Origin of the sequence: Serratia sp. SA088 (assembly GCF_049065515.1) — a bacterium.
Lineage (GTDB): Bacteria > Pseudomonadota > Gammaproteobacteria > Enterobacterales > Enterobacteriaceae > Serratia > Serratia nematodiphila.
Genome location: NZ_JBAKGW010000001.1, coordinates 294,918 through 313,050 on the forward strand (window position 1 = coordinate 294,918; position 18,133 = coordinate 313,050).

The following is an 18,133-nucleotide window of genomic DNA, read 5'->3' on the forward strand; positions in this document are numbered from 1 at the left end:
CCTTCACTTTCCCTGATCTGTCACGATGGCTTCAGCCGCGCCCGGAACCCCCACTAAAAATAGTTACTTTCCCGCATAAAGTTTTGCCGCACGGCGCCGATAACTCTCACATTCAACGTCATCAGAGCCTGTCTGCGCGGGCTTCAACAAGGGAAATCATGTTAAATCGTATGAAGGTGGTCACCAGCCTGTTGCTGGTGTTGGTGCTGTTTGGCGCCTTGCAGTTGATTTCGGGCGGACTCTTTTTCTCCTCGCTGAAAAGCGATAAGGAAAACTTTACCGTCCTGCAAACGATCCGCCAGCAGCAGCTGCAGCTGAGTGAAAGCCGCGTTGACCTGCTGCAGGCGCGCAACTCCCTGAACCGCGCCGGTATTCGCTACATGATGGATACCAACAAGATCGGCAGCGGCGCCACCATTGATGAACTGCTGGCCAAGGCGAAGGAAGAGCTGGGTGAAGCGGAAAGACACTACGCCGCGTACGAGAAAATTCCTCAGGACCCGCGCCAGGATCCTCAGTCGGCGGAACGCCTCAAGCAGCAGTACGATGTGCTGTACGGCGCGCTCTCCGAGCTGATCCAACTGCTGGGCGAAGGCAAAATCAACGCCTTCTTCGATCAGCCTACGCAGAGTTACCAGGACAACTTTGAGCAGAGCTACAACGTTTATCTGGAGCAAAACGGCAAGCTTTACCAAATCGCGGTCGACGGCAGCAACAGCTCCTACAACTCGGCCATTTGGACGCTGGTAGTGGTGCTGGTAGTTGTGCTGGCGGTGATCGTACTGGTCTGGACCGGTATCCATCACATCCTGGTGCGCCCGCTGAACCGCATGATCGACCACATCAAACAGATCGCCGCCGGCGACCTGACTCAGCAGATCGTCGTCAACAGCCGCAACGAAATGGGCGTGCTGGCGGCCAGCCTGAAACACATGCAAAGCGAACTGATCGAAACCGTCAGCGGCGTGCGCCAGGGTGCGGACGCCATCTACAGCGGCGCGTCTGAAATCGCCGCGGGCAACAACGATCTCTCCTCCCGCACCGAGCAGCAGGCCGCTTCGCTGGAAGAGACCGCCGCCAGCATGGAGCAATTGACCGCGACGGTGAAACAGAACGCCGAAAACGCCCGTCAGGCTTCACAGCTGGCGCTGAGCGCCTCCGAAACCGCGCAGAAAGGCGGCAAGGTGGTGGCCAACGTGGTGCAGACCATGCACGACATCGCCGGCAGTTCGCAGAAGATCGCCGATATTACCGGCGTGATCGACGGTATCGCCTTCCAGACCAACATCCTGGCGTTGAACGCCGCAGTGGAAGCGGCGCGCGCCGGCGAACAGGGCCGCGGCTTCGCGGTGGTGGCCGGTGAAGTGCGCAACCTGGCGCAGCGCAGCGCGCAGGCGGCGAAAGAGATCAAAGGCCTGATCGAAGACTCGGTCAGCCGCGTCGATATGGGCTCCGTGCTGGTGGAAAGCGCCGGGGAAACCATGGGTGACATCGTCAACGCCGTCACCCGCGTGACCGACATCATGGGCGAAATCGCCTCGGCTTCCGACGAGCAGAGTCGCGGTATCGATCAGGTTGGCCAGGCGGTAGCGGAAATGGACCGCGTGACCCAGCAGAACGCCTCGTTGGTGGAAGAATCCGCCTCGGCGGCGGCGGCGCTGGAAGAACAGGCCAGCATGCTGACCCAGTCGGTAGCGGTATTCCGCCTGAGGTCGGAAGGCCAGGAAGAGTTTAAAGCGCCTGTCACCAGCAAGGCGACGGTAACACCGGTAATCAATCATAAGAAAATGAACGCCAGCGATCTGCAGGATAACTGGGAAACGTTCTGACCGGTATCGGGCCTCTCTCGCAGAGGCCCTTTTCCCTACGTAGGCCGGTCGCCGGCCGGCTGCAAGGAGGTTCACAGTGTTTAACCGAATCCGTATCTCTACCAGCTTGTTCCTGTTGTTGATGACCTTCTGCGTTCTGCAGTTGGCCAGCAGCGGCCTGTCGTATTCCGCGTTTCGCTCCGATAACCACAACCTCGACATCATCACCCTCGGCAGCCAGCAGCGCGATTCGCTCAGCCTGAGCTGGGTGTCGCTGTTGCAGGCGCGCAATACGCTGAACCGCGCCGGCACCCGCGCGGCGCTGAAACTGCCGCAGGAGCAGGTGAACGAATTGATGAGCAGCGCCCGCAGTTCGCTGCAGAAGGCCGATCTCTATTTCAATCAGTTTATGGCGGTTGAACGCAGCAGTGAACAGCAGAACCAGCAGACGGCCACCACCAAGGCCAGCTACGAGCGGCTGCGCGGCGCGCTGCGTGAACTGATCGGTTTCCTGGAAAAGGGCGAGCTGCAGGCGTTTATGGATCAGCCGACGCAGAAAACCCAGGACCTGTTTGAGGCTGACTTCGTGCAGTACCTGCAGTTGGTCAACGGTGACATTAGCGAGGCTCGAGACGCCAACCAATTCTCCTTCACGCTGGCGGGCCTGATGCTGGCGGGGGCGGTCTTGATGCTGATCGTGGTGACCGGCAGCGCCATGTGGTGGTTGCGCACCATGTTGGTACAGCCGCTGAACCAAATCCGCAGCCACTTTGAACGCATCGCCGCCGGCGATTTGGCGACGCCGATTCAGGTGTATGGCCGCAATGAAATCAGCATGTTGTTCGCCAGCCTGCAACGCACGCAGCAGTCACTGATTGGCACCGTCGGCGCGGTGCGCGACGGTGCGGAGTCGATTCTGATCGGCCTGCAGGAGATAGCCGAAGGCAATAACGATCTCTCTTCCCGTACCGAGCAGCAGGCCGCTTCGCTGGAAGAAACCGCCGCCAGCATGGAACAGCTGACCGCGACGGTGAAACAGAACGCCGACAATGCGCGGCAGGCCTCTCAGCTGGCGCGCGACGCTTCGGCCACTGCGGCCAAGGGCGGCGAACTGGCCGGGGACGTGGTCACCACCATGCACGATATCGCCAACAGCTCGCAGAAAATCGGCGCCATCACCAGCGTGATCGACGGCATCGCCTTCCAGACCAACATTCTGGCGCTCAATGCGGCGGTGGAAGCGGCGCGCGCCGGTGAACAGGGGCGCGGTTTCGCCGTGGTCGCCGGCGAAGTGCGCAACCTGGCGAGCCGCAGCGCGCAGGCGGCGAAAGAGATCAAGCTGCTGATCGACGAATCGGTCAGCCGCGTCAAACACGGCTCGGTGCTGGTGGAAAATTCCGGCGCCACCATGCAGGACATCGTGCGTTCGGTGACGCGCGTCACCGACATCATGGGTGAGATCGCGTCGGCTTCGGATGAACAGAGCCGCGGCATCGAGCAGGTGACGCAGGCGGTGACCCAGATGGACCAGGTTACCCAGCAGAACGCCGCGCTGGTGGAAGAGTCCGCTTCTGCCGCCACCGCGCTGGAAGAGCAGGCCATTACCCTGGCCGACGCGGTCGCGGTATTCCGTCTGGCGGACGATAACTTCGTCGCGCCAGGTAACAGCAACAACGCAGTTTCACCCGTGGTAAAGGAAGCCCAAGATTGTCAAACCGCATAAGCAGCACGTTTTACTCCGGTGAGGCGGCATGAAACAGGCGCCGTCAACTTCTAACCGGGATACTGCGTCGATGTTGACGCAAATGGTGCAGCGCCTGCCGCTGTCGGACGTGCATTTTCGCCGTATCAGCCAGTTGATTTATCAACGCGCCGGCATCGTGCTGGCGGAGCATAAGCGCGAGATGGTTTACAACCGCCTAGTGCGCCGGTTGCGGCTGTTGGGATTGCACGATTTCGGCGATTACCTGGCGCTGCTGGAAAGCGATCCGAACAGCGCGGAGTGGCAGGCGTTCATCAACGCGCTGACCACCAACCTGACGGCATTTTTCCGCGAGGCGCATCACTTCCCGATCCTAGCGGAGCATGCGCGCTCGCGGCCGAACGGCTACAGCGTCTGGAGCACCGCGGCCTCGACCGGCGAAGAGCCGTATTCGATCGCCATCACGCTGAGCGATGCCCTGGGGCAGCGGGCCGGCAGTTGCCAGGTCTGGGCCAGCGACATCGATACGCAGGTACTGGAAAAAGCGGAGGCGGGCGTTTACCGCCAGGAAGATCTGCGCACCCTGACGCCGACCCAAATGCAGCGCTATTTTCTGCGCGGCACCGGTCCGCATCAGGGGCTGGTGCGCGTGCGGCCGGAGTTGGCGGCGCGAGTGAACTTTCAGCCGCTGAATCTGCTGGCGCCGGAGTGGGCGCTGCCGGGGCAATTCGACGCCATTTTTTGCCGCAACGTCATGATCTATTTCGATAAGGCGACGCAGGAGCGCATCCTGCGCCGCTTCGTTCCCTTGCTTAAGCCGGGGGGGCTGATGTTCGCCGGCCACTCCGAGAATTTCAGCCAGATCAGCCGGGATTTCTACTTGCGTGGGCAGACCGTGTATGGGCTGACCAAGGAGAGGTAATGAGTAAAATCAGAGTGTTATGCGTAGACGATTCGGCACTGATGCGCCAGCTGATGACGGAAATCGTGAACGGCCATCCCGACATGGAAATGGTGGCGACCGCGCCGGATCCGCTGGTGGCGCGCGATCTGATCAAAAAATTTAATCCTCAGGTGCTGACGCTGGACGTCGAGATGCCGCGCATGGACGGGCTGGATTTCCTCGAGAAGCTGATGCGCCTGCGGCCGATGCCGGTGGTGATGGTCTCTTCGCTGACCGGCAAAGGCTCGGAAATCACGCTGCGCGCGCTGGAACTGGGCGCGGTGGATTTCGTCACCAAACCGCAACTCGGCATTCGCGAGGGCATGTTGGCCTACAGCGAGCTGATTGCCGAGAAGATCCGCACCGCGGCCAGAGCGCGCCTGCCTCAGCGCTCCAGCAGCCCGGCGCCGGCGATCCTCAGCCATGCGCCGCTGCTGAGCAGTGAAAAACTGATTGCCATCGGCGCCTCCACCGGCGGCACGGAAGCGATCCGCCAGGTGCTGCAGCCGCTGCCGGCTACCAGCCCGGCGCTGCTGATCACCCAGCACATGCCGCCGGGTTTCACCCGTTCGTTCGCCGAGCGGCTGAACAAGCTGTGCCAGATCACGGTGAAAGAAGCGGAGGACGGCGAGCGCGTGCTGCCGGGCCACGCTTACATCGCCCCGGGGGACCGCCATCTGGAGCTGACGCGCAGCGGCGCCAACTATCAGGTGAAGCTGCATGACGGCCCGGCGGTCAACCGCCATCGCCCCTCGGTCGACGTGCTGTTCCGCTCGGTGGCGCAATACGCCGGCCGCAATGCGGTGGGGGTGATCCTCACCGGCATGGGCAACGACGGTGCGGCGGGGATGCTGGAGATGCACCGCGCCGGGGCCTATACCCTGGCGCAGAACGAGGCGAGCTGCGTGGTGTTCGGCATGCCGCGCGAGGCGATCGCCAGCGGTGGCGTCAGCGAAGTGGTCGAGCTGGACAGGATGAGCCAGCGCATGCTGGCGCAGATCGCCGGCGGCCAGGCATTGCGCATTTGATTTCAGTCCGCAGGGTCTTCCCGGCGGCGATATGACCCAGGTTCGCCGTGCGGCGGCCTGCGGTGTTGCATCATTAAACGGTTAACTATTTCAGGAGTAACAATGGCAGACAAGAACCTCAGATTTCTGGTTGTGGACGATTTTTCCACCATGCGCCGCATCGTCAGAAATTTGCTCAAAGAGCTGGGCTTCAACAACGTCGAAGAAGCTGAAGACGGCGCGGATGCGCTGAACAAGCTGCGCGCCGGCGGTTTCGACTTCGTGGTGTCCGACTGGAACATGCCGAACATGGACGGGCTTGAGCTGTTGCAAACCATCCGCGCCGACAGCGCGCTGGCCGCGATGCCGGTACTGATGGTGACCGCGGAAGCCAAGAAAGAAAATATCATCGCGGCGGCGCAGGCCGGCGCCAGCGGTTATGTAGTAAAACCATTTACGGCGGCGACGCTGGAAGAAAAGCTCAACAAGATTTTTGAAAAATTGGGCATGTAAGGAGAGGGCGATGAGAGACATTCCAATGCCTGCCAGCGATGCAGCGACCGCGGGAGAGATCATCTCCCGCATCGGCCAACTGACCCGAATGCTGCGCGACAGCATGCGCGAACTGGGGCTCGATCAGGCGATCGCCCAGGCGGCAGAGGCGATCCCGGATGCGCGCGACCGTCTTGACTATGTCGTAACCATGACGGCGCAGGCGGCGGAACGGGCGTTGAACTGCGTGGAGGCGGCGCAACCGCGCCAGGCGGAGCTGGAATCCGGCGCCAACGCGTTGAAAGGGCGCTGGGACGAGTGGTTCGCCAATCCCATCGAACTGGACGACGCGCGTTCTCTGGTCAATGACACGCGCCAGTATCTGGATCAGGTGCCGGGCCATACGGCTTTCACCAACGCCCAGCTGCTGGAGATCATGATGGCGCAGGACTTCCAGGATCTGACCGGTCAGGTGATCAAGCGCATGATGGACGTGGTGCAGGAGATCGAAAAGCAGCTGCTGATGGTGCTGATGGAAAACATGCCGGAGCAGCCGGTGAAGGAAAAACGGCCGAACGACAGCCTGCTGAACGGCCCGCAGCTCGACCAGAACGGCGTCGGCGTGATCGCCAATCAGGCGCAGGTCGACGATCTGCTCGACAGCCTCGGTTTCTGAGGCCTTTCGGGGCGCGCGACGGCGCGCCCCGAAAGTTGCGCAGCGTCGCGCAAAGATTGGTGTATATAGCGTTGCTATATACACTGTGGCGATTATAATTTGTACTCCAGTTAAAGGAGGTCGCCATGACGTTAGGTTCTGTCTTTACCAATAATCGGACGCAGGCCGTGCGCTTGCCTGCAGAGGTGCGTTTCCCCGATACCGTTTCTAAAGTGACCGTCCGCGTAGTGGGCAAAGAGCGCATTCTTGCGCCGGTGGAGAATACCTGGGACAGTTTCTTCTGTGCGGAAAATGAGGTGAGCGATGACTTCCTCGATGAACGTGCCGGGCAACACCAGCGCGAGCGGGAAGAACTTTGATGTTCAGCCATATGCTGGACACCAACATTGTTATCTATGTCATCAAGCGCCGGCCGCTGGAAATGCTGGAGGCGTTCAATCGCTATGCGGGCAAAATGGTCATTTCGTCGGTCACCTATGGCGAATTGGTTCACGGAGTGGAGAAAAGCGCGCGTCCGGCGGTTAACGCCAGAGTGGTTGAGGATTTTGTCTCCCGATTGGACATTCTCGATTACGGCGCCAAAGCGGCTTCGCACTACGGCAACATTCGGGCTGCGCTGGAACGTCAGGGAACGCCTATTGGCGTAAACGATCTGCATATCGCCGGGCATGCGCGCAGCGAAGGATTGATTCTGGTGACCAATAACCGACGCGAATTTGAGCGCGTTGATGGCTTACGGCTGGAAAATTGGCTGTAACGTCTCCCCCTTGATTGCCTCATCCCCTAAATAACCCGCCTTTTTCCCCGTTGTTCCCCCAATGACATCGCCAATTTTTTGGCATGCTGACCGCCATTCTTTACCCTCCCGACACAGGAACGGCGTTTCGTGGCTGAAGACAGCGATCTGGAAAAAAGCGAGGCCCCCACGCCCCACAGGCTGGAAAAGGCGCGTGAAGACGGCCAGATCCCGCGCTCGCGCGAGCTGACCTCGGTACTGATGCTGCTCTCGGGCCTGGCGATTATCCTGATGTCCGGCAGCAACATGGCGCAACAGCTGGCGGCGATGCTCACGCAAGGTCTGAACTTCGATCACGGCATGGTCAGCAACGATAAACAGATGCTGCGCCAATTGGGCATGTTGCTGCGCCAGGCGGTGCTGGCGCTGCTGCCGATCATGGCGGGGCTGGTGGTGGTGGCGCTCGCCGCGCCGATGTTGCTGGGGGGCATTTTGTTCAGCGGCAAGTCGATCAAGTTCGATTTGAAGCGGCTGAACCCGCTATCCGGGTTGAAGCGCATCTTTTCCAGCCAGGTGCTGGCCGAGCTGCTGAAAGGGATCCTGAAAGCGACGCTGGTCGGTTGGGTGACTGGCCTCTATCTGTGGCACAACTGGGCGGCGATGCTGCATCTGATGACCCAGCAGCCGCTCGATGCGCTGGGCAACGCGCTGCAGATGATTCTGTTCTGCGGTTTTCTGGTGGTGCTGGGGTTGACGCCGATGGTGGCGTTCGACGTGTTTTATCAGCTGTGGAGTCACTTCAAGAAGCTGAAGATGACCAAGCAGGATATTCGCGACGAGTTCAAAGACCAGGAAGGGGACCCGCACGTCAAGGGACGCATTCGTCAGCAGCAGCGGGCGATCGCCCGGCGCCGCATGATGGCCGACGTGCCCAAGGCGGACGTGATCGTCACCAACCCGACGCACTACGCCGTCGCATTGCAGTACAACGACAAAAAAATGAGTGCGCCGAAAGTGCTGGCCAAAGGGGCTGGCGAAATCGCCTTGCGCATTCGCGAACTTGGCGCGGAACACCGCATCCCGATGCTGGAGGCGCCGCCGCTGGCGCGCGCGCTGTATCGGCACAGCGAGATCGGCCAGCATATTCCGGCCACCCTGTATGCCGCGGTCGCCGAGGTGCTGGCCTGGGTGTACCAGCTGCGCCGCTGGCGGCGTGAGGGCGGCCTGATCCCGAAAAAACCTGAACGTTTACCGGTGCCGGAAGCACTGGATTTTGCAAAAGAGAGTGACTCTGATGGCTAATTTGGCCTCCCTGCTTCGTTTGCCGGGCAATTTTAAAGATACGCAGTGGCAGGTGCTGGCCGGCCCGGTGCTGATCCTGCTGATCCTGTCGATGATGGTGTTGCCGTTGCCGGCGTTTATCCTCGACCTGCTGTTTACCTTCAACATCGCGCTGTCGATCATGGTGCTGCTGGTGGCGATGTTCACCCAGCGCACGCTCGAATTCGCCGCCTTCCCGACCATCCTGCTGTTCTCCACATTGCTGCGTTTATCGCTCAACGTCGCGTCGACGCGCATCATCTTGCTGGAAGGGCACACCGGCTCCGCCGCCGCCGGCCGCGTGGTGGAAGCCTTCGGCCACTTCCTGGTGGGGGGCAACTTCGCCATCGGCATCGTGGTGTTCATCATCCTGGTGCTGATTAACTTCATGGTGATCACCAAGGGGGCGGGGCGTATCGCCGAAGTGGGCGCGCGCTTCGTGCTGGACGGCATGCCGGGTAAACAGATGGCGATCGACGCCGATCTGAACGCCGGCCTGATCGGTGAAGACGAAGCGAAGAAACGCCGCGCCGAAGTGACCCAGGAGGCCGACTTTTACGGCTCGATGGACGGCGCCAGTAAATTCGTGCGCGGCGACGCCATCGCCGGCCTGATGATCATGGTGCTGAACGTAGTCGGCGGCCTGTTGGTCGGCGTGGTGCAACATGGCATGGAGCTGGGGGCGGCGGCGGAAAGCTATACGCTGCTGACCATCGGTGACGGCCTGGTGGCGCAGATCCCGGCGTTGGTGATCTCCACCGCCGCCGGCGTCATCGTCACCCGCGTTGCGACCGATCAGGACGTCGGCGAGCAGATGGTGGGCCAGCTGTTCAACAATCCGCGCGTGATGCTGCTGAGCGCCGGGGTGCTGGGGCTGTTGGGCCTGGTGCCGGGCATGCCGAACCTGGTGTTCCTGCTGTTTACCGCCGCTTTGCTGGGCCTGGCCTGGTGGCTGCGCGGCCGTGAACAACAGGCGCCGAAAACGGTGGAAGATCCGGTGATGCCGGAGAATCCGCAGGCCGCCGAAGCCAGCTGGGCCGACGTGCAGTTGGAAGATCCGCTGGGGATGGAGGTGGGCTACCGGCTGATTCCGATGGTCGATTTTCAGCAGAACGGCGAACTGCTGGGCCGTATCCGCGGTATCCGCAAGAAATTCGCCCAGGACATGGGCTATCTGCCGCCGGTGGTGCACATTCGCGACAACCTGGAACTGCCGCCCGCCAGCTACCGCATCCTGATGAAAGGCGTCGAGATCGGCAGCGGTGAAGCGCAGCCGGGCCGCTGGCTGGCGATCAACCCCGGCAATGCCGTAGGCGATCTGGCGGGTGATAAAACCGTCGATCCGGCCTTTGGGCTGGAAGCGGTGTGGATCGACAGCGCCTTGCGCGAACAGGCGCAGATCCAGGGCTATACCGTGGTGGAAGCCAGCACCGTGGTGGCGACGCACCTCAATCACCTGATTGGCCAGTTCGCCAGCGAGCTGTTCGGCCGCCAGGAGACCCAACAGCTGTTGGATCGCGTGTCGCAGGAGATGCCGAAGCTGACCGAAGACTTCGTGCCGGGCGTGGTGTCGCTGACGACGCTGCACAAGGTGCTGCAAAATCTGCTGGCCGAGCGCGTGTCCATTCGCGATATGCGCACCATCGTCGAAACGCTGGCGGAACATGCCCCGGCGCAGAGCGATCCTTATGAATTGACCACCGTGGTGCGAGTGGCGCTGGGCAGGGCGATCACGCAGCAGTGGTTCCCGGGCAACGGCGAGATTCAGGTTATCGGCTTGGATACCCAGTTGGAGCGTCTGTTGCTGCAGGCGTTGCAGGGCGGCGGCGGTCTGGAGCCGGGGCTGGCCGATCGTCTGTTGGATCAGGCGCGCCAGGCGTTGCAGCGGCAAGAAATGCTCAGCGCGCCGCCGGTGCTGCTGGTCAACCATGCGCTGCGGGCCTTGCTGGCGCGCTTCCTGCGCCGCAGCCTGCCGCAGATCGTGGTGCTGTCCAACCTGGAGATCAACGACGATCGCCAGATTCGCATGACCTCGACCATCGGAGCGGCCTGATGAAACGCTGTCTGTTCGTATTTTGTTTGCTGGCTCCGCTCGCCGCCGGCGCGGTGTCCGGCTCCTGGGTGGCTGAAGGGGCGGGGGTCACGCTGGAACAGGGCGGGATGCGCGATGAATCCGCCGCTTTGCGGCCGCCGAACGCGCTGCCGGATGCCCATGCGCGCATCACCAGCGTCAGCTGGCGCTACCGTTTGCTGGGGCCGGAGCCAGTGGGGCTGCAGGCCCAGCTCTGCACGGTAAACCGCTGCATTCCACTGGGCGGCGGCAGCGGCAGCAGCAACGGTCTGCAGGGCGAACCGGCCAATGCGGAATTGCGCTTTGTCTATTACGTGCAGTCGCAAGGCGGGCTGAATCCGCCGCTGCGGGTGATTGGCAATCAGGTGATCGTCAATTATCAGTAACATCAGGCCAGAATTTGCAGGCCGTTGCGTTCCACCAGCGTCAGCAGTTTCATCGCGGCGGAGTTCGGTTGCGCTTCGCCGCGCTCCCATTTTTGCACCGCTTTTTTGCTGACGTTGAGATACAGCGCAAACACCGGCTGACTGACGTTTTCCCGTTCGCGCAGCGCGCGGATCTCGGCCGGCCCGAACTGTTTCACCGGCCGCAGGCACAGCATGTCGAAGGTGCGCATGGTCACGTCATCGACGAAACCGGCGCGATGCAGGCCCTGAACTTCCTGGTGGATCTCGGCAAGAATTTTACTCATCGCTTAGCCTCCGTAATTCCTTGTTGTTGACCAGCTGGTAGAGTCTGAATGGCGAATAATCCAGATACAGCGCAGCCAGATGTTTCAATCCCTGTAACTCATCCGCACTGATGTTTTCTCTCTCACTTTTGGCAAAGCCGCGCATAAAAAACAGGCGGTCTTCATCGCGAAAAACGATCAGTACCCGATAGCCGCCACGTTTGCCCGCACCAGCCCGAGCGATGCGCTTTTTGTATACGCAACCGCCAAGATTGGCATCGTACAGCTGATGTTGCATCTCTCGCGCCGCTTTCACTATCGTGGCGTCGCTAATGCGCTCGCGTGCGGCAAAACCCTGAAAGGTTTTGGTGAGATAAATGTCGGCCATTCGCTCTCCCTGCGAATCTATACCCGTTAAGGGTATATTTCAAGTGGTTTAAAAATAACCACAGGGTGACAAGCGGCCAAAGGGAAAGAAACAGCCAAATTCACGCCATGCGCAGCCTGACGCAAAGCCTTAAGTGAATTCAAAGAGTGATAGGGAGAAAATGCGACGGGATGCGCAGAAGCCGGTTAACGCATGCCCGGTGATAGGCTCACCGGGCAAATGAGTCAGGTCAGACGCCGATTTTTCTGCCGAGCAGGCTGCCGGCGTGCGACTGGCCGTCCGGGCCATACAGCGATTTGTTGTTTTTGCTGAGGATGGCCAGCGCCTGAGCGTTATGGTCGATCTGCTGATTGAGCAGCAGACCGTTATGCTGATTCTTTTCGCGCAGCGTTTGGCTCAGCAATTGAACGCGCTGCCAACGATCGGCCAGGGGCGCTTGGCTGGCATAGGGGGCGCGTTGCCCGCAGGTTTTTTCCTGCCCCAGGCGCTGTTGCTCGAGATAAGCGACCGTCGCCAGCAGTTGGCTTTTGGCATCGGTGACGCGCTGCAAGGCCACGCCCGGCAACTGGCCGGAGCACAGCAAGTCGTGCTCTTCCTCCAGCACGCCATTGAGCGCCTGCAGCGTCTCCAACAGTTTATCCAGCAGTTGTGCCAGCTTTTCCATAGTAATGACTTATCCTTTACCGCTACTCGCCGCGCGCTGTCAGTCGCGTCCGGCGATCCATTGAACATCGCTCTGCGCGTCTTGCAGCAGCGCATCGGCGATTTTGCCGGCGTCCATCTTCAGTTCACCGTTGCGGATCGCCTGTTTGATGGCCTCGACCCGACCCATATCGATATCCTGGGTGCCCGGCTGCATAAGGCGCGCCTGCGCCTCGCTCAGTTTGACCTGCGTGCCGCTGACGGCGGTTTCTGCCACGGCGGCCTTGCGCGGTTGGAGCGGGTTGTCGGCCGGGGTTTCACGCGGTTGCACAGTGGAAACCGGCTGTAACCGCTGGGTGCGATCGATACTCATGGTCCATCTCCGTTTACGCCGTGACCGCTTGCGGGCGACGACGCTGCAATGAAAGTGTTGCGGCCCTGGTGGCCAATAAAATGCTGCTTGCTTTGTCTTATCGGCAAGGTTGGCGGAACCTTTACTTTTTTATAACGTAATGCGGATCGCGCCGTCGTCCCCGACCACGCCGCTGACGATCTGCCCGGAGGCCATGCGTACCCGCACGCTGTCTTCGGCGGCGGCGTTGTTCATCGCCTTACCCGCACCGCTGATGCTGAATCCTTCGCCCTGTGCGTTGACCTGCACCGGTTGCCCAGCCTTGATAATCCAGGCGCGGCGCAGCATGGCGAGGGTCAGCGGCTGACCGGGGCTGATGTTGCGCAGGCTGACGGCGCCTAACGCTTTGCCCGCTTCGGTCAGCGCGCGCGGCGGCAGGGTATCGAGCCGGCCCTGTTTCAACGTCAGATCCGCCGCCGTCAACCGGCTGCCGGCGCTGATGCCGCGCGCCGAAACGAGATAGCGGCCGAACACCTGCACCTGCGTCTGGATAAAACGCCGCTCCTGGCCACAGCGCGCCGAAATGCTGACGTTGCCGCCGATCCGCGCGTTGGGCGACAGCGACAGCTGCGGCAGTTCGCAAGCGGGCCATTGGTTCGGCGGCGTGCGCACCCGCACTTTTACCTGTACCGGTTCGCCGCTGAACTTGCCTTGGATGAAGCTTTCGATTTGCGTCGCCAGATCGTCGGCGCGCGCGTTCAGACTGCACAGCAGGCCGATAAGCAGCAGCATTTTACCTTTCATCGTCATCTTCTCAAGCTTCATCGGGATACGCGTAAGTGTACCCGCAGCGCGCGCAGGCTAAGCAGATAAATAGCGCCCCATTTTGCGTTTATTCCCGCGATAGGGTGGCGCAGGGGGCGTTTATGCTGTCGACTCCAAATTCTAACCTCGCGGAGGGAGCATGCTCGACAAACTGGACGCGGCTCTGCGCTTTGGCCAAGAAGCGCTGAACTTGCGCGCCCAGCGGCAGGAAATTCTGGCCGCCAACATCGCCAACGCAGACACGCCGGGTTATCAGGCGCGGGATATCGATTTCGCCAGCCAATTGAACAAGGTGCTGGAACAAGGGCGCGTCAACGGCAACGGCATGGCGCTGAACCTGACGGCGGCGCGCCACATCCCGGCGCAGACCCTGCAGCCGCCACAGCTTGATCTGCTGTTCCGGGTGCCGGACCAGCCGTCGATGGACGGCAACACGGTGGACATGGATCGCGAACGCACCAACTTTGCCGATAACAGCCTGAAATATCAGACCGACCTGACGCTGCTCAACGGGCAGATCAAAGGGATGATGTCCGTGCTGCAACAAGGATAAGGCGCATGTCTTTACTGAATATTTTTGATATCTCCGGCTCGGCGTTATCGGCGCAATCCCAGCGCATGAACGTCAGCGCCAGCAACATGGCCAACGCCGACAGCGTGACCGGCCCGGACGGTGAACCTTACCGCGCCAAGCAGGTGGTGTTCCAGGTCGCGGCGGCGCCAGGGCAGCCGACCGGCGGCGTGCGCGTCGCCCAGGTGGTGGACGATCCGGCGCCCGAGCGCCTGGTGTATCAGCCGGGCAACCCGCTGGCGGACGCCAAGGGGTATGTGCGCATGCCGAACGTCGACGTGGTGGGGGAAATGGTCAACACCATCTCCGCTTCCCGCAGCTACCAGGCCAACGTCGAGGTGCTCAACACCACCAAGTCGATGATGATGAAAACCCTGACGCTGGGTCAGTAACCGGAGATTTCCATGGCTATCGCCGCAACCACCAACGAGTCGTTGGACAACACCGTCATCGGTAACAACAGCAAGACCACCAACAGCCAGGATCTGCACAACAGCTTCCTGACGCTGCTGGTCGCGCAGTTGAAAAACCAGGATCCGACCAACCCGATGCAGAACAACGAGCTGACGTCGCAGCTGGCGCAGATCAACACCGTTCAGGGCATCGAAAAACTCAACACCACGCTGGGGTCGATCTCCGGCCAGATCAACAGCAACCAGTCGCTGCAGGCCACTGCGCTGATCGGTCACGGCGTGATGGTGCCGGGCAACAATATTCTGGTCGGCAGCAAGGACGGCAAGGTCAGCACCACGCCGTTCGGCGTGGAACTGGAGCGCGCAGCCGATCAGGTGACCGCCACCATTACCAACGCCAGCGGGCAGGTGGTGCGCACCATTGAAATTGGCGGCCTGACCGCCGGCGTGCACGCCTTCACCTGGGATGGATCGCTGGATGATGGCACCACCGCGCCCGACGGCGCCTACAAAGTGGCCGTCAACGCCAAAGGCAACGGCGAGCAACTGGTGGCGCGCAGCCTGCATTTCGGCCTGGTGAACGGCGTGATCCGCGACGGCAACGGCGCCAAGCTGGATCTCGGCCTGGCGGGCAACGCCACCCTGGAAGACGTGCGACAGATCTTATAACCCTAAGCATCAGGCTCAATCGGACGATAGCCTGACCACTATTCGGAGAATAATATGGCCTTTTCTCAGGCAGTCAGCGGCTTGAACGCGGCAGCAACCAACCTGGACGTGATCGGTAACAACATCGCCAACTCCGCGACCGCGGGCTTCAAATCCGGCAGCGTCTCCTTTGCCGACATGTTCGCCGGTTCGCAGGTCGGGCTGGGCGTCAAAGTGTCCGGCATCACCCAGAACTTCAAGGGCGGCACCACCACCGGCACCAGCCGCGCGCTGGATGTGGCCATCAACGGCAACGGTTTTTTCCGCATGCAGGATAAAGACGGCGGCATCTTCTATACCCGCAACGGCCAGTTCAAGCTTGACGAGAACCGCAACCTGACCAACATGCAGGGCCTGCAGCTGACCGGCTATCCGGCGGCCGGTTCCCCGCCGACCATCCAGCAGGGCGCCAACCCGGTGCCGCTGAGCATTCCTGAAGGCATGATGAACGCCAAGGCGTCCACCTCCGGCGAGATGGTGACTAACCTGAAGTCCACCCATAAAGTGCCGGAGAACAAGACGTTCGATCCGACCAAGCAGGACAGCTACAACTACGTCAACACCATCACCGCCTACGACTCGCTGGGTAACGCGCACAACATCAATGCTTACTTTGTGAAGACCGAAGACAACAAGTGGCAGGTCTACACCCAGGACGGCAGCGCCGCGCCGGTTGACGCCGGCACCATGGAGTTCAGCACCAGCGGCAACCTGGTGAAAACCACCAGCACCAACGGCGCGCCGGGCGAGTTCAGCATGGTGATCCCGATGACCGCCAAAGACGGCGCGCCGGCGCAAAACTTCACCCTGAGCTTCGCCGGCAGCATGCAGCAGAACGTGGGCAGCGACTCGGTGAGCAAAGTGGCGCAGGACGGCTATGCCGCCGGTGAATACACCAACTTCCAAATCAACAACGACGGCACCGTCGTTGGGATCTACTCCAACCAGCAGACCCAGGTGCTTGGCCAGATCGTCATGGCCAACTTCTCCAACCCGGAAGGGCTGGCGTCGCAGGGTGATAACGTTTGGCAGGAAACCGGCGCGTCCGGCCAGCCGCGCGTCGGTCTGTCGGGCGGCGGCGGCTTCGGCAAGCTGACCAGCGGCGCGCTGGAATCTTCCAACGTCGATCTGAGCCAGGAGCTGGTGAACATGATCGTCGCACAGCGTAACTACCAGTCCAACGCCCAGACCATCAAGACGCAGGACTCCATCCTGCAGACGCTGGTTAGCCTGCGCTAATAGGATCGAGTTATGGATCACGCGATTTATACCGCGATGGGCGCGGCGCGCCAAACGCTGGAGCAGCAGTCCATTACCGCCAACAACCTGGCCAACGCGTCGACGCCGGGCTTTCGCGCCCAGCTCGCCGCGTTGCGCGCGGTGCCGGTCGACGGTCCGAGCCTGGCGACCCGCACCTTGGTGACTGCCTCGACGCCGGGCGCCGACATGAGCCAGGGCGCGCTGAACTACACGGCGCGCCCGCTGGACGTGGCGCTGCAGCAGGATGGTTTTTTGGCGGTGAGCCTGCCGGGCGGCGGTGAAGCTTACACCCGCAACGGCAACATTCAGATCTCCTCCACCGGGCAGTTGACGGTGCAGGGGATGCCGCTGATGGGCGACGGCGGGCCGATCGAGGTGCCGCCGTCGGCGGAGATCACCATCGCGGCCGACGGCACCATTTCGGCGCTGAACGCCGGCGATCCGCCGAACACCATCGCGCAGATTGGCCGCCTGAAGCTGGTGAAAGCCGACGCGCGCGAAGTGATGCGCGGTGACGACGGGCTGTTCCGCCTGACGCCGGAAACCCAACAGCTGCGCGGCAATCAGTTGCAAAACGATCCGCAGGTGCGGGTGATGCCCGGGGTGCTGGAAGGCAGCAACGTCAAGCCGATGGAGACCATGGTCGACATGATCGCCAACGCCCGCCGTTTTGAAATGCAAATGAAGGTCATCCACAGCGTGGATGAAAACGAACAGCGTGCCAACTCACTGCTCTCAGTGAGCTAAGCAGCAAGGAAATAACCGATGATTCCATCCTTATGGATTGCCAAAACCGGTCTGGACGCGCAGCAGACCAACATGGACGTGATCGCCAACAACCTGGCGAACGTCAGCACCAACGGCTTCAAGCGCCAGCGTGCGGTATTTGAAGATCTGCTGTACCAGACCATGCGTCAGCCGGGCGCGCAGTCCTCCGAGCAGACTACGCTGCCTTCCGGTCTGCAGATCGGCACCGGCGTGCGTCCGGTGGCGACCGAGCGCCTGCACAGCCAGGGCAACCTGTCGCAGACCAACAACAGCAAAGACGTCGCCATCAAGGGGCAGGGTTTCTTCCAGGTGATGCTGCCGGACGGCACCCAGGCCTACACCCGCGACGGGTCGTTCCAGATCGATCAGAACGGCCAGCTGGTCACCTCCAGCGGTTTCCAGGTGCAGCCGGCGATCACCATTCCGGCGAACGCGCTGTCCATCACCGTCGGCCGCGACGGTATCGTCAGCGTTACCCAGCAAGGGCAGACCGCCGCTCAGCAGGTGGGCCAACTGACGCTGACGACCTTTGTCAACGACAGCGGTCTGGAGAGCGTGGGCGAGAATCTGTATCAGGAAACCGAAAGCTCGGGCGCGCCGAACGAGAGCACGCCGGGGCTGAACGGCGCCGGTCTGCTGTATCAGGGCTACGTGGAGACCTCCAACGTCAACGTGGCGGAGGAGCTGGTCAACATGATCCAGACTCAGCGCGCTTATGAGATCAACAGCAAAGCGGTATCGACCTCCGATCAGATGCTGCAAAAGCTGACGCAACTGTAAT

The 18,133-nt window shown here is 61.3% G+C and carries 22 protein-coding genes; 17 read left to right on the top strand and 5 right to left on the bottom strand.

Annotation, left to right across the window (positions count from 1 at the left end):
- Positions 1 to 158: 158 nt before the first annotated feature.
- The 11 genes from tsr to ACOWVD_RS01445 all read left to right on the top strand — a co-directional run bounded on the left by tsr (position 159) and on the right by ACOWVD_RS01445 (position 11,141).
- Entirely contained in the window at positions 159 to 1,829 is a 1,671-nt protein-coding gene (gene tsr / locus ACOWVD_RS01395) for a methyl-accepting chemotaxis protein (RefSeq protein WP_049240633.1), read from the top strand.
- A gap of 76 nt (positions 1,830 to 1,905) precedes the next feature.
- Positions 1,906 to 3,531 carry a methyl-accepting chemotaxis protein gene (locus ACOWVD_RS01400; protein ID WP_049240632.1) on the top strand — a complete coding sequence of 542 codons (1,626 nt, stop codon included), beginning with the start codon at positions 1,906 to 1,908 and terminating at the stop codon, positions 3,529 to 3,531.
- Positions 3,532 to 3,559: 28 nt separating this feature from the next.
- Positions 3,560 to 4,432, top strand: coding sequence for a protein-glutamate O-methyltransferase CheR (gene cheR / locus ACOWVD_RS01405; protein WP_025159837.1), 873 nt, complete (start codon positions 3,560 to 3,562; stop codon positions 4,430 to 4,432).
- Positions 4,432 to 5,481, top strand: coding sequence for a protein-glutamate methylesterase/protein-glutamine glutaminase (locus tag ACOWVD_RS01410; protein WP_004934865.1), 1,050 nt, complete (start codon positions 4,432 to 4,434; stop codon positions 5,479 to 5,481). Before cheR ends, ACOWVD_RS01410 begins: the two co-directional genes overlap by 1 nt.
- Before the next feature lie 102 nt (positions 5,482 to 5,583).
- Entirely contained in the window at positions 5,584 to 5,973 is a 390-nt protein-coding gene (gene cheY / locus ACOWVD_RS01415) for a chemotaxis response regulator CheY (RefSeq protein WP_004934862.1), read from the top strand.
- Positions 5,974 to 5,983: 10 nt separating this feature from the next.
- Complete coding sequence (gene cheZ / locus ACOWVD_RS01420) at positions 5,984 to 6,628, top strand: protein phosphatase CheZ (protein ID WP_004934858.1); 645 nt, start codon at positions 5,984 to 5,986, stop codon at positions 6,626 to 6,628.
- Positions 6,629 to 6,753: 125 nt separating this feature from the next.
- Entirely contained in the window at positions 6,754 to 6,987 is a 234-nt protein-coding gene (vapB, locus tag ACOWVD_RS01425) for a type II toxin-antitoxin system VapB family antitoxin (RefSeq protein ID WP_049240631.1), read from the top strand.
- Positions 6,987 to 7,385 carry a type II toxin-antitoxin system tRNA(fMet)-specific endonuclease VapC gene (gene vapC / locus ACOWVD_RS01430; protein WP_049240629.1) on the top strand — a complete coding sequence of 133 codons (399 nt, stop codon included), beginning with the start codon at positions 6,987 to 6,989 and terminating at the stop codon, positions 7,383 to 7,385. The genes vapB and vapC overlap by 1 nt, the downstream gene beginning before the upstream one ends.
- A 129-nt stretch (positions 7,386 to 7,514) precedes the next feature.
- On the top strand, positions 7,515 to 8,666 hold the full coding sequence (gene flhB, locus ACOWVD_RS01435; protein ID WP_421105387.1) for a flagellar biosynthesis protein FlhB: 1,152 nt from the start codon (positions 7,515 to 7,517) through the stop codon (positions 8,664 to 8,666).
- On the top strand, positions 8,659 to 10,737 hold the full coding sequence (flhA, locus tag ACOWVD_RS01440; protein ID WP_049240627.1) for a flagellar biosynthesis protein FlhA: 2,079 nt from the start codon (positions 8,659 to 8,661) through the stop codon (positions 10,735 to 10,737). Before flhB ends, flhA begins: the two co-directional genes overlap by 8 nt.
- Complete coding sequence (locus ACOWVD_RS01445) at positions 10,737 to 11,141, top strand: flagellar protein FlhE (RefSeq protein WP_015378259.1); 405 nt, start codon at positions 10,737 to 10,739, stop codon at positions 11,139 to 11,141. Before flhA ends, ACOWVD_RS01445 begins: the two co-directional genes overlap by 1 nt.
- A 2-nt stretch (positions 11,142 to 11,143) precedes the next feature.
- On the opposite strand, the gene ACOWVD_RS01450 is transcribed toward ACOWVD_RS01445, so the two are convergent.
- The 5 genes from ACOWVD_RS01450 to flgA all read right to left on the bottom strand — a co-directional run bounded on the left by ACOWVD_RS01450 (position 11,144) and on the right by flgA (position 13,611).
- Positions 11,144 to 11,446: a helix-turn-helix domain-containing protein gene (locus ACOWVD_RS01450; protein ID WP_015378258.1), complete on the bottom strand. Its 303-nt coding sequence runs from the start codon at positions 11,444 to 11,446 to the stop codon at positions 11,144 to 11,146.
- Positions 11,439 to 11,813: a type II toxin-antitoxin system RelE/ParE family toxin gene (locus tag ACOWVD_RS01455; RefSeq protein WP_004934837.1), complete on the bottom strand. Its 375-nt coding sequence runs from the start codon at positions 11,811 to 11,813 to the stop codon at positions 11,439 to 11,441. Before ACOWVD_RS01455 ends, ACOWVD_RS01450 begins: the two co-directional genes overlap by 8 nt.
- 229 nt (positions 11,814 to 12,042) lie before the next feature.
- Positions 12,043 to 12,477: a flagella synthesis protein FlgN gene (locus tag ACOWVD_RS01460; protein ID WP_004934835.1), complete on the bottom strand. Its 435-nt coding sequence runs from the start codon at positions 12,475 to 12,477 to the stop codon at positions 12,043 to 12,045.
- A 39-nt stretch (positions 12,478 to 12,516) separates the two neighbouring features.
- Positions 12,517 to 12,828 carry a flagellar biosynthesis anti-sigma factor FlgM gene (gene flgM / locus ACOWVD_RS01465; protein WP_004934832.1) on the bottom strand — a complete coding sequence of 104 codons (312 nt, stop codon included), beginning with the start codon at positions 12,826 to 12,828 and terminating at the stop codon, positions 12,517 to 12,519.
- Between the two features lie 129 nt (positions 12,829 to 12,957).
- Entirely contained in the window at positions 12,958 to 13,611 is a 654-nt protein-coding gene (gene flgA / locus ACOWVD_RS01470; RefSeq protein ID WP_004934829.1) for a flagellar basal body P-ring formation chaperone FlgA, read from the bottom strand.
- Between the two features lie 160 nt (positions 13,612 to 13,771).
- On the opposite strand from flgA, the gene flgB reads away from it, so the two are divergent.
- From flgB to flgG, 6 genes are read left to right on the top strand one after another with little or no spacing between them, the layout of a single operon-like run.
- Positions 13,772 to 14,185 carry a flagellar basal body rod protein FlgB gene (gene flgB / locus ACOWVD_RS01475; RefSeq protein WP_004934827.1) on the top strand — a complete coding sequence of 138 codons (414 nt, stop codon included), beginning with the start codon at positions 13,772 to 13,774 and terminating at the stop codon, positions 14,183 to 14,185.
- Positions 14,186 to 14,190: 5 nt separating this feature from the next.
- Positions 14,191 to 14,595 carry a flagellar basal body rod protein FlgC gene (gene flgC, locus ACOWVD_RS01480; RefSeq protein WP_004934826.1) on the top strand — a complete coding sequence of 135 codons (405 nt, stop codon included), beginning with the start codon at positions 14,191 to 14,193 and terminating at the stop codon, positions 14,593 to 14,595.
- A gap of 12 nt (positions 14,596 to 14,607) precedes the next feature.
- The gene (flgD, locus tag ACOWVD_RS01485; protein ID WP_019452954.1) at positions 14,608 to 15,285 is read left to right on the top strand and encodes a flagellar hook assembly protein FlgD; all 678 of its coding nucleotides are present in this window, start codon (positions 14,608 to 14,610) and stop codon (positions 15,283 to 15,285) included.
- A gap of 54 nt (positions 15,286 to 15,339) precedes the next feature.
- Positions 15,340 to 16,563, top strand: a complete 1,224-nt coding sequence (gene flgE / locus ACOWVD_RS01490; RefSeq protein ID WP_164094836.1) for a flagellar hook protein FlgE — start codon at positions 15,340 to 15,342, stop codon at positions 16,561 to 16,563.
- Between the two features lie 12 nt (positions 16,564 to 16,575).
- On the top strand, positions 16,576 to 17,331 hold the full coding sequence (locus ACOWVD_RS01495) for a flagellar basal body rod protein FlgF (protein ID WP_015378254.1): 756 nt from the start codon (positions 16,576 to 16,578) through the stop codon (positions 17,329 to 17,331).
- Positions 17,332 to 17,349: 18 nt separating this feature from the next.
- Positions 17,350 to 18,132: a flagellar basal-body rod protein FlgG gene (gene flgG, locus ACOWVD_RS01500; protein WP_004934819.1), complete on the top strand. Its 783-nt coding sequence runs from the start codon at positions 17,350 to 17,352 to the stop codon at positions 18,130 to 18,132.
- The last annotated feature ends 1 nt before the right edge of the window (position 18,133 follow it).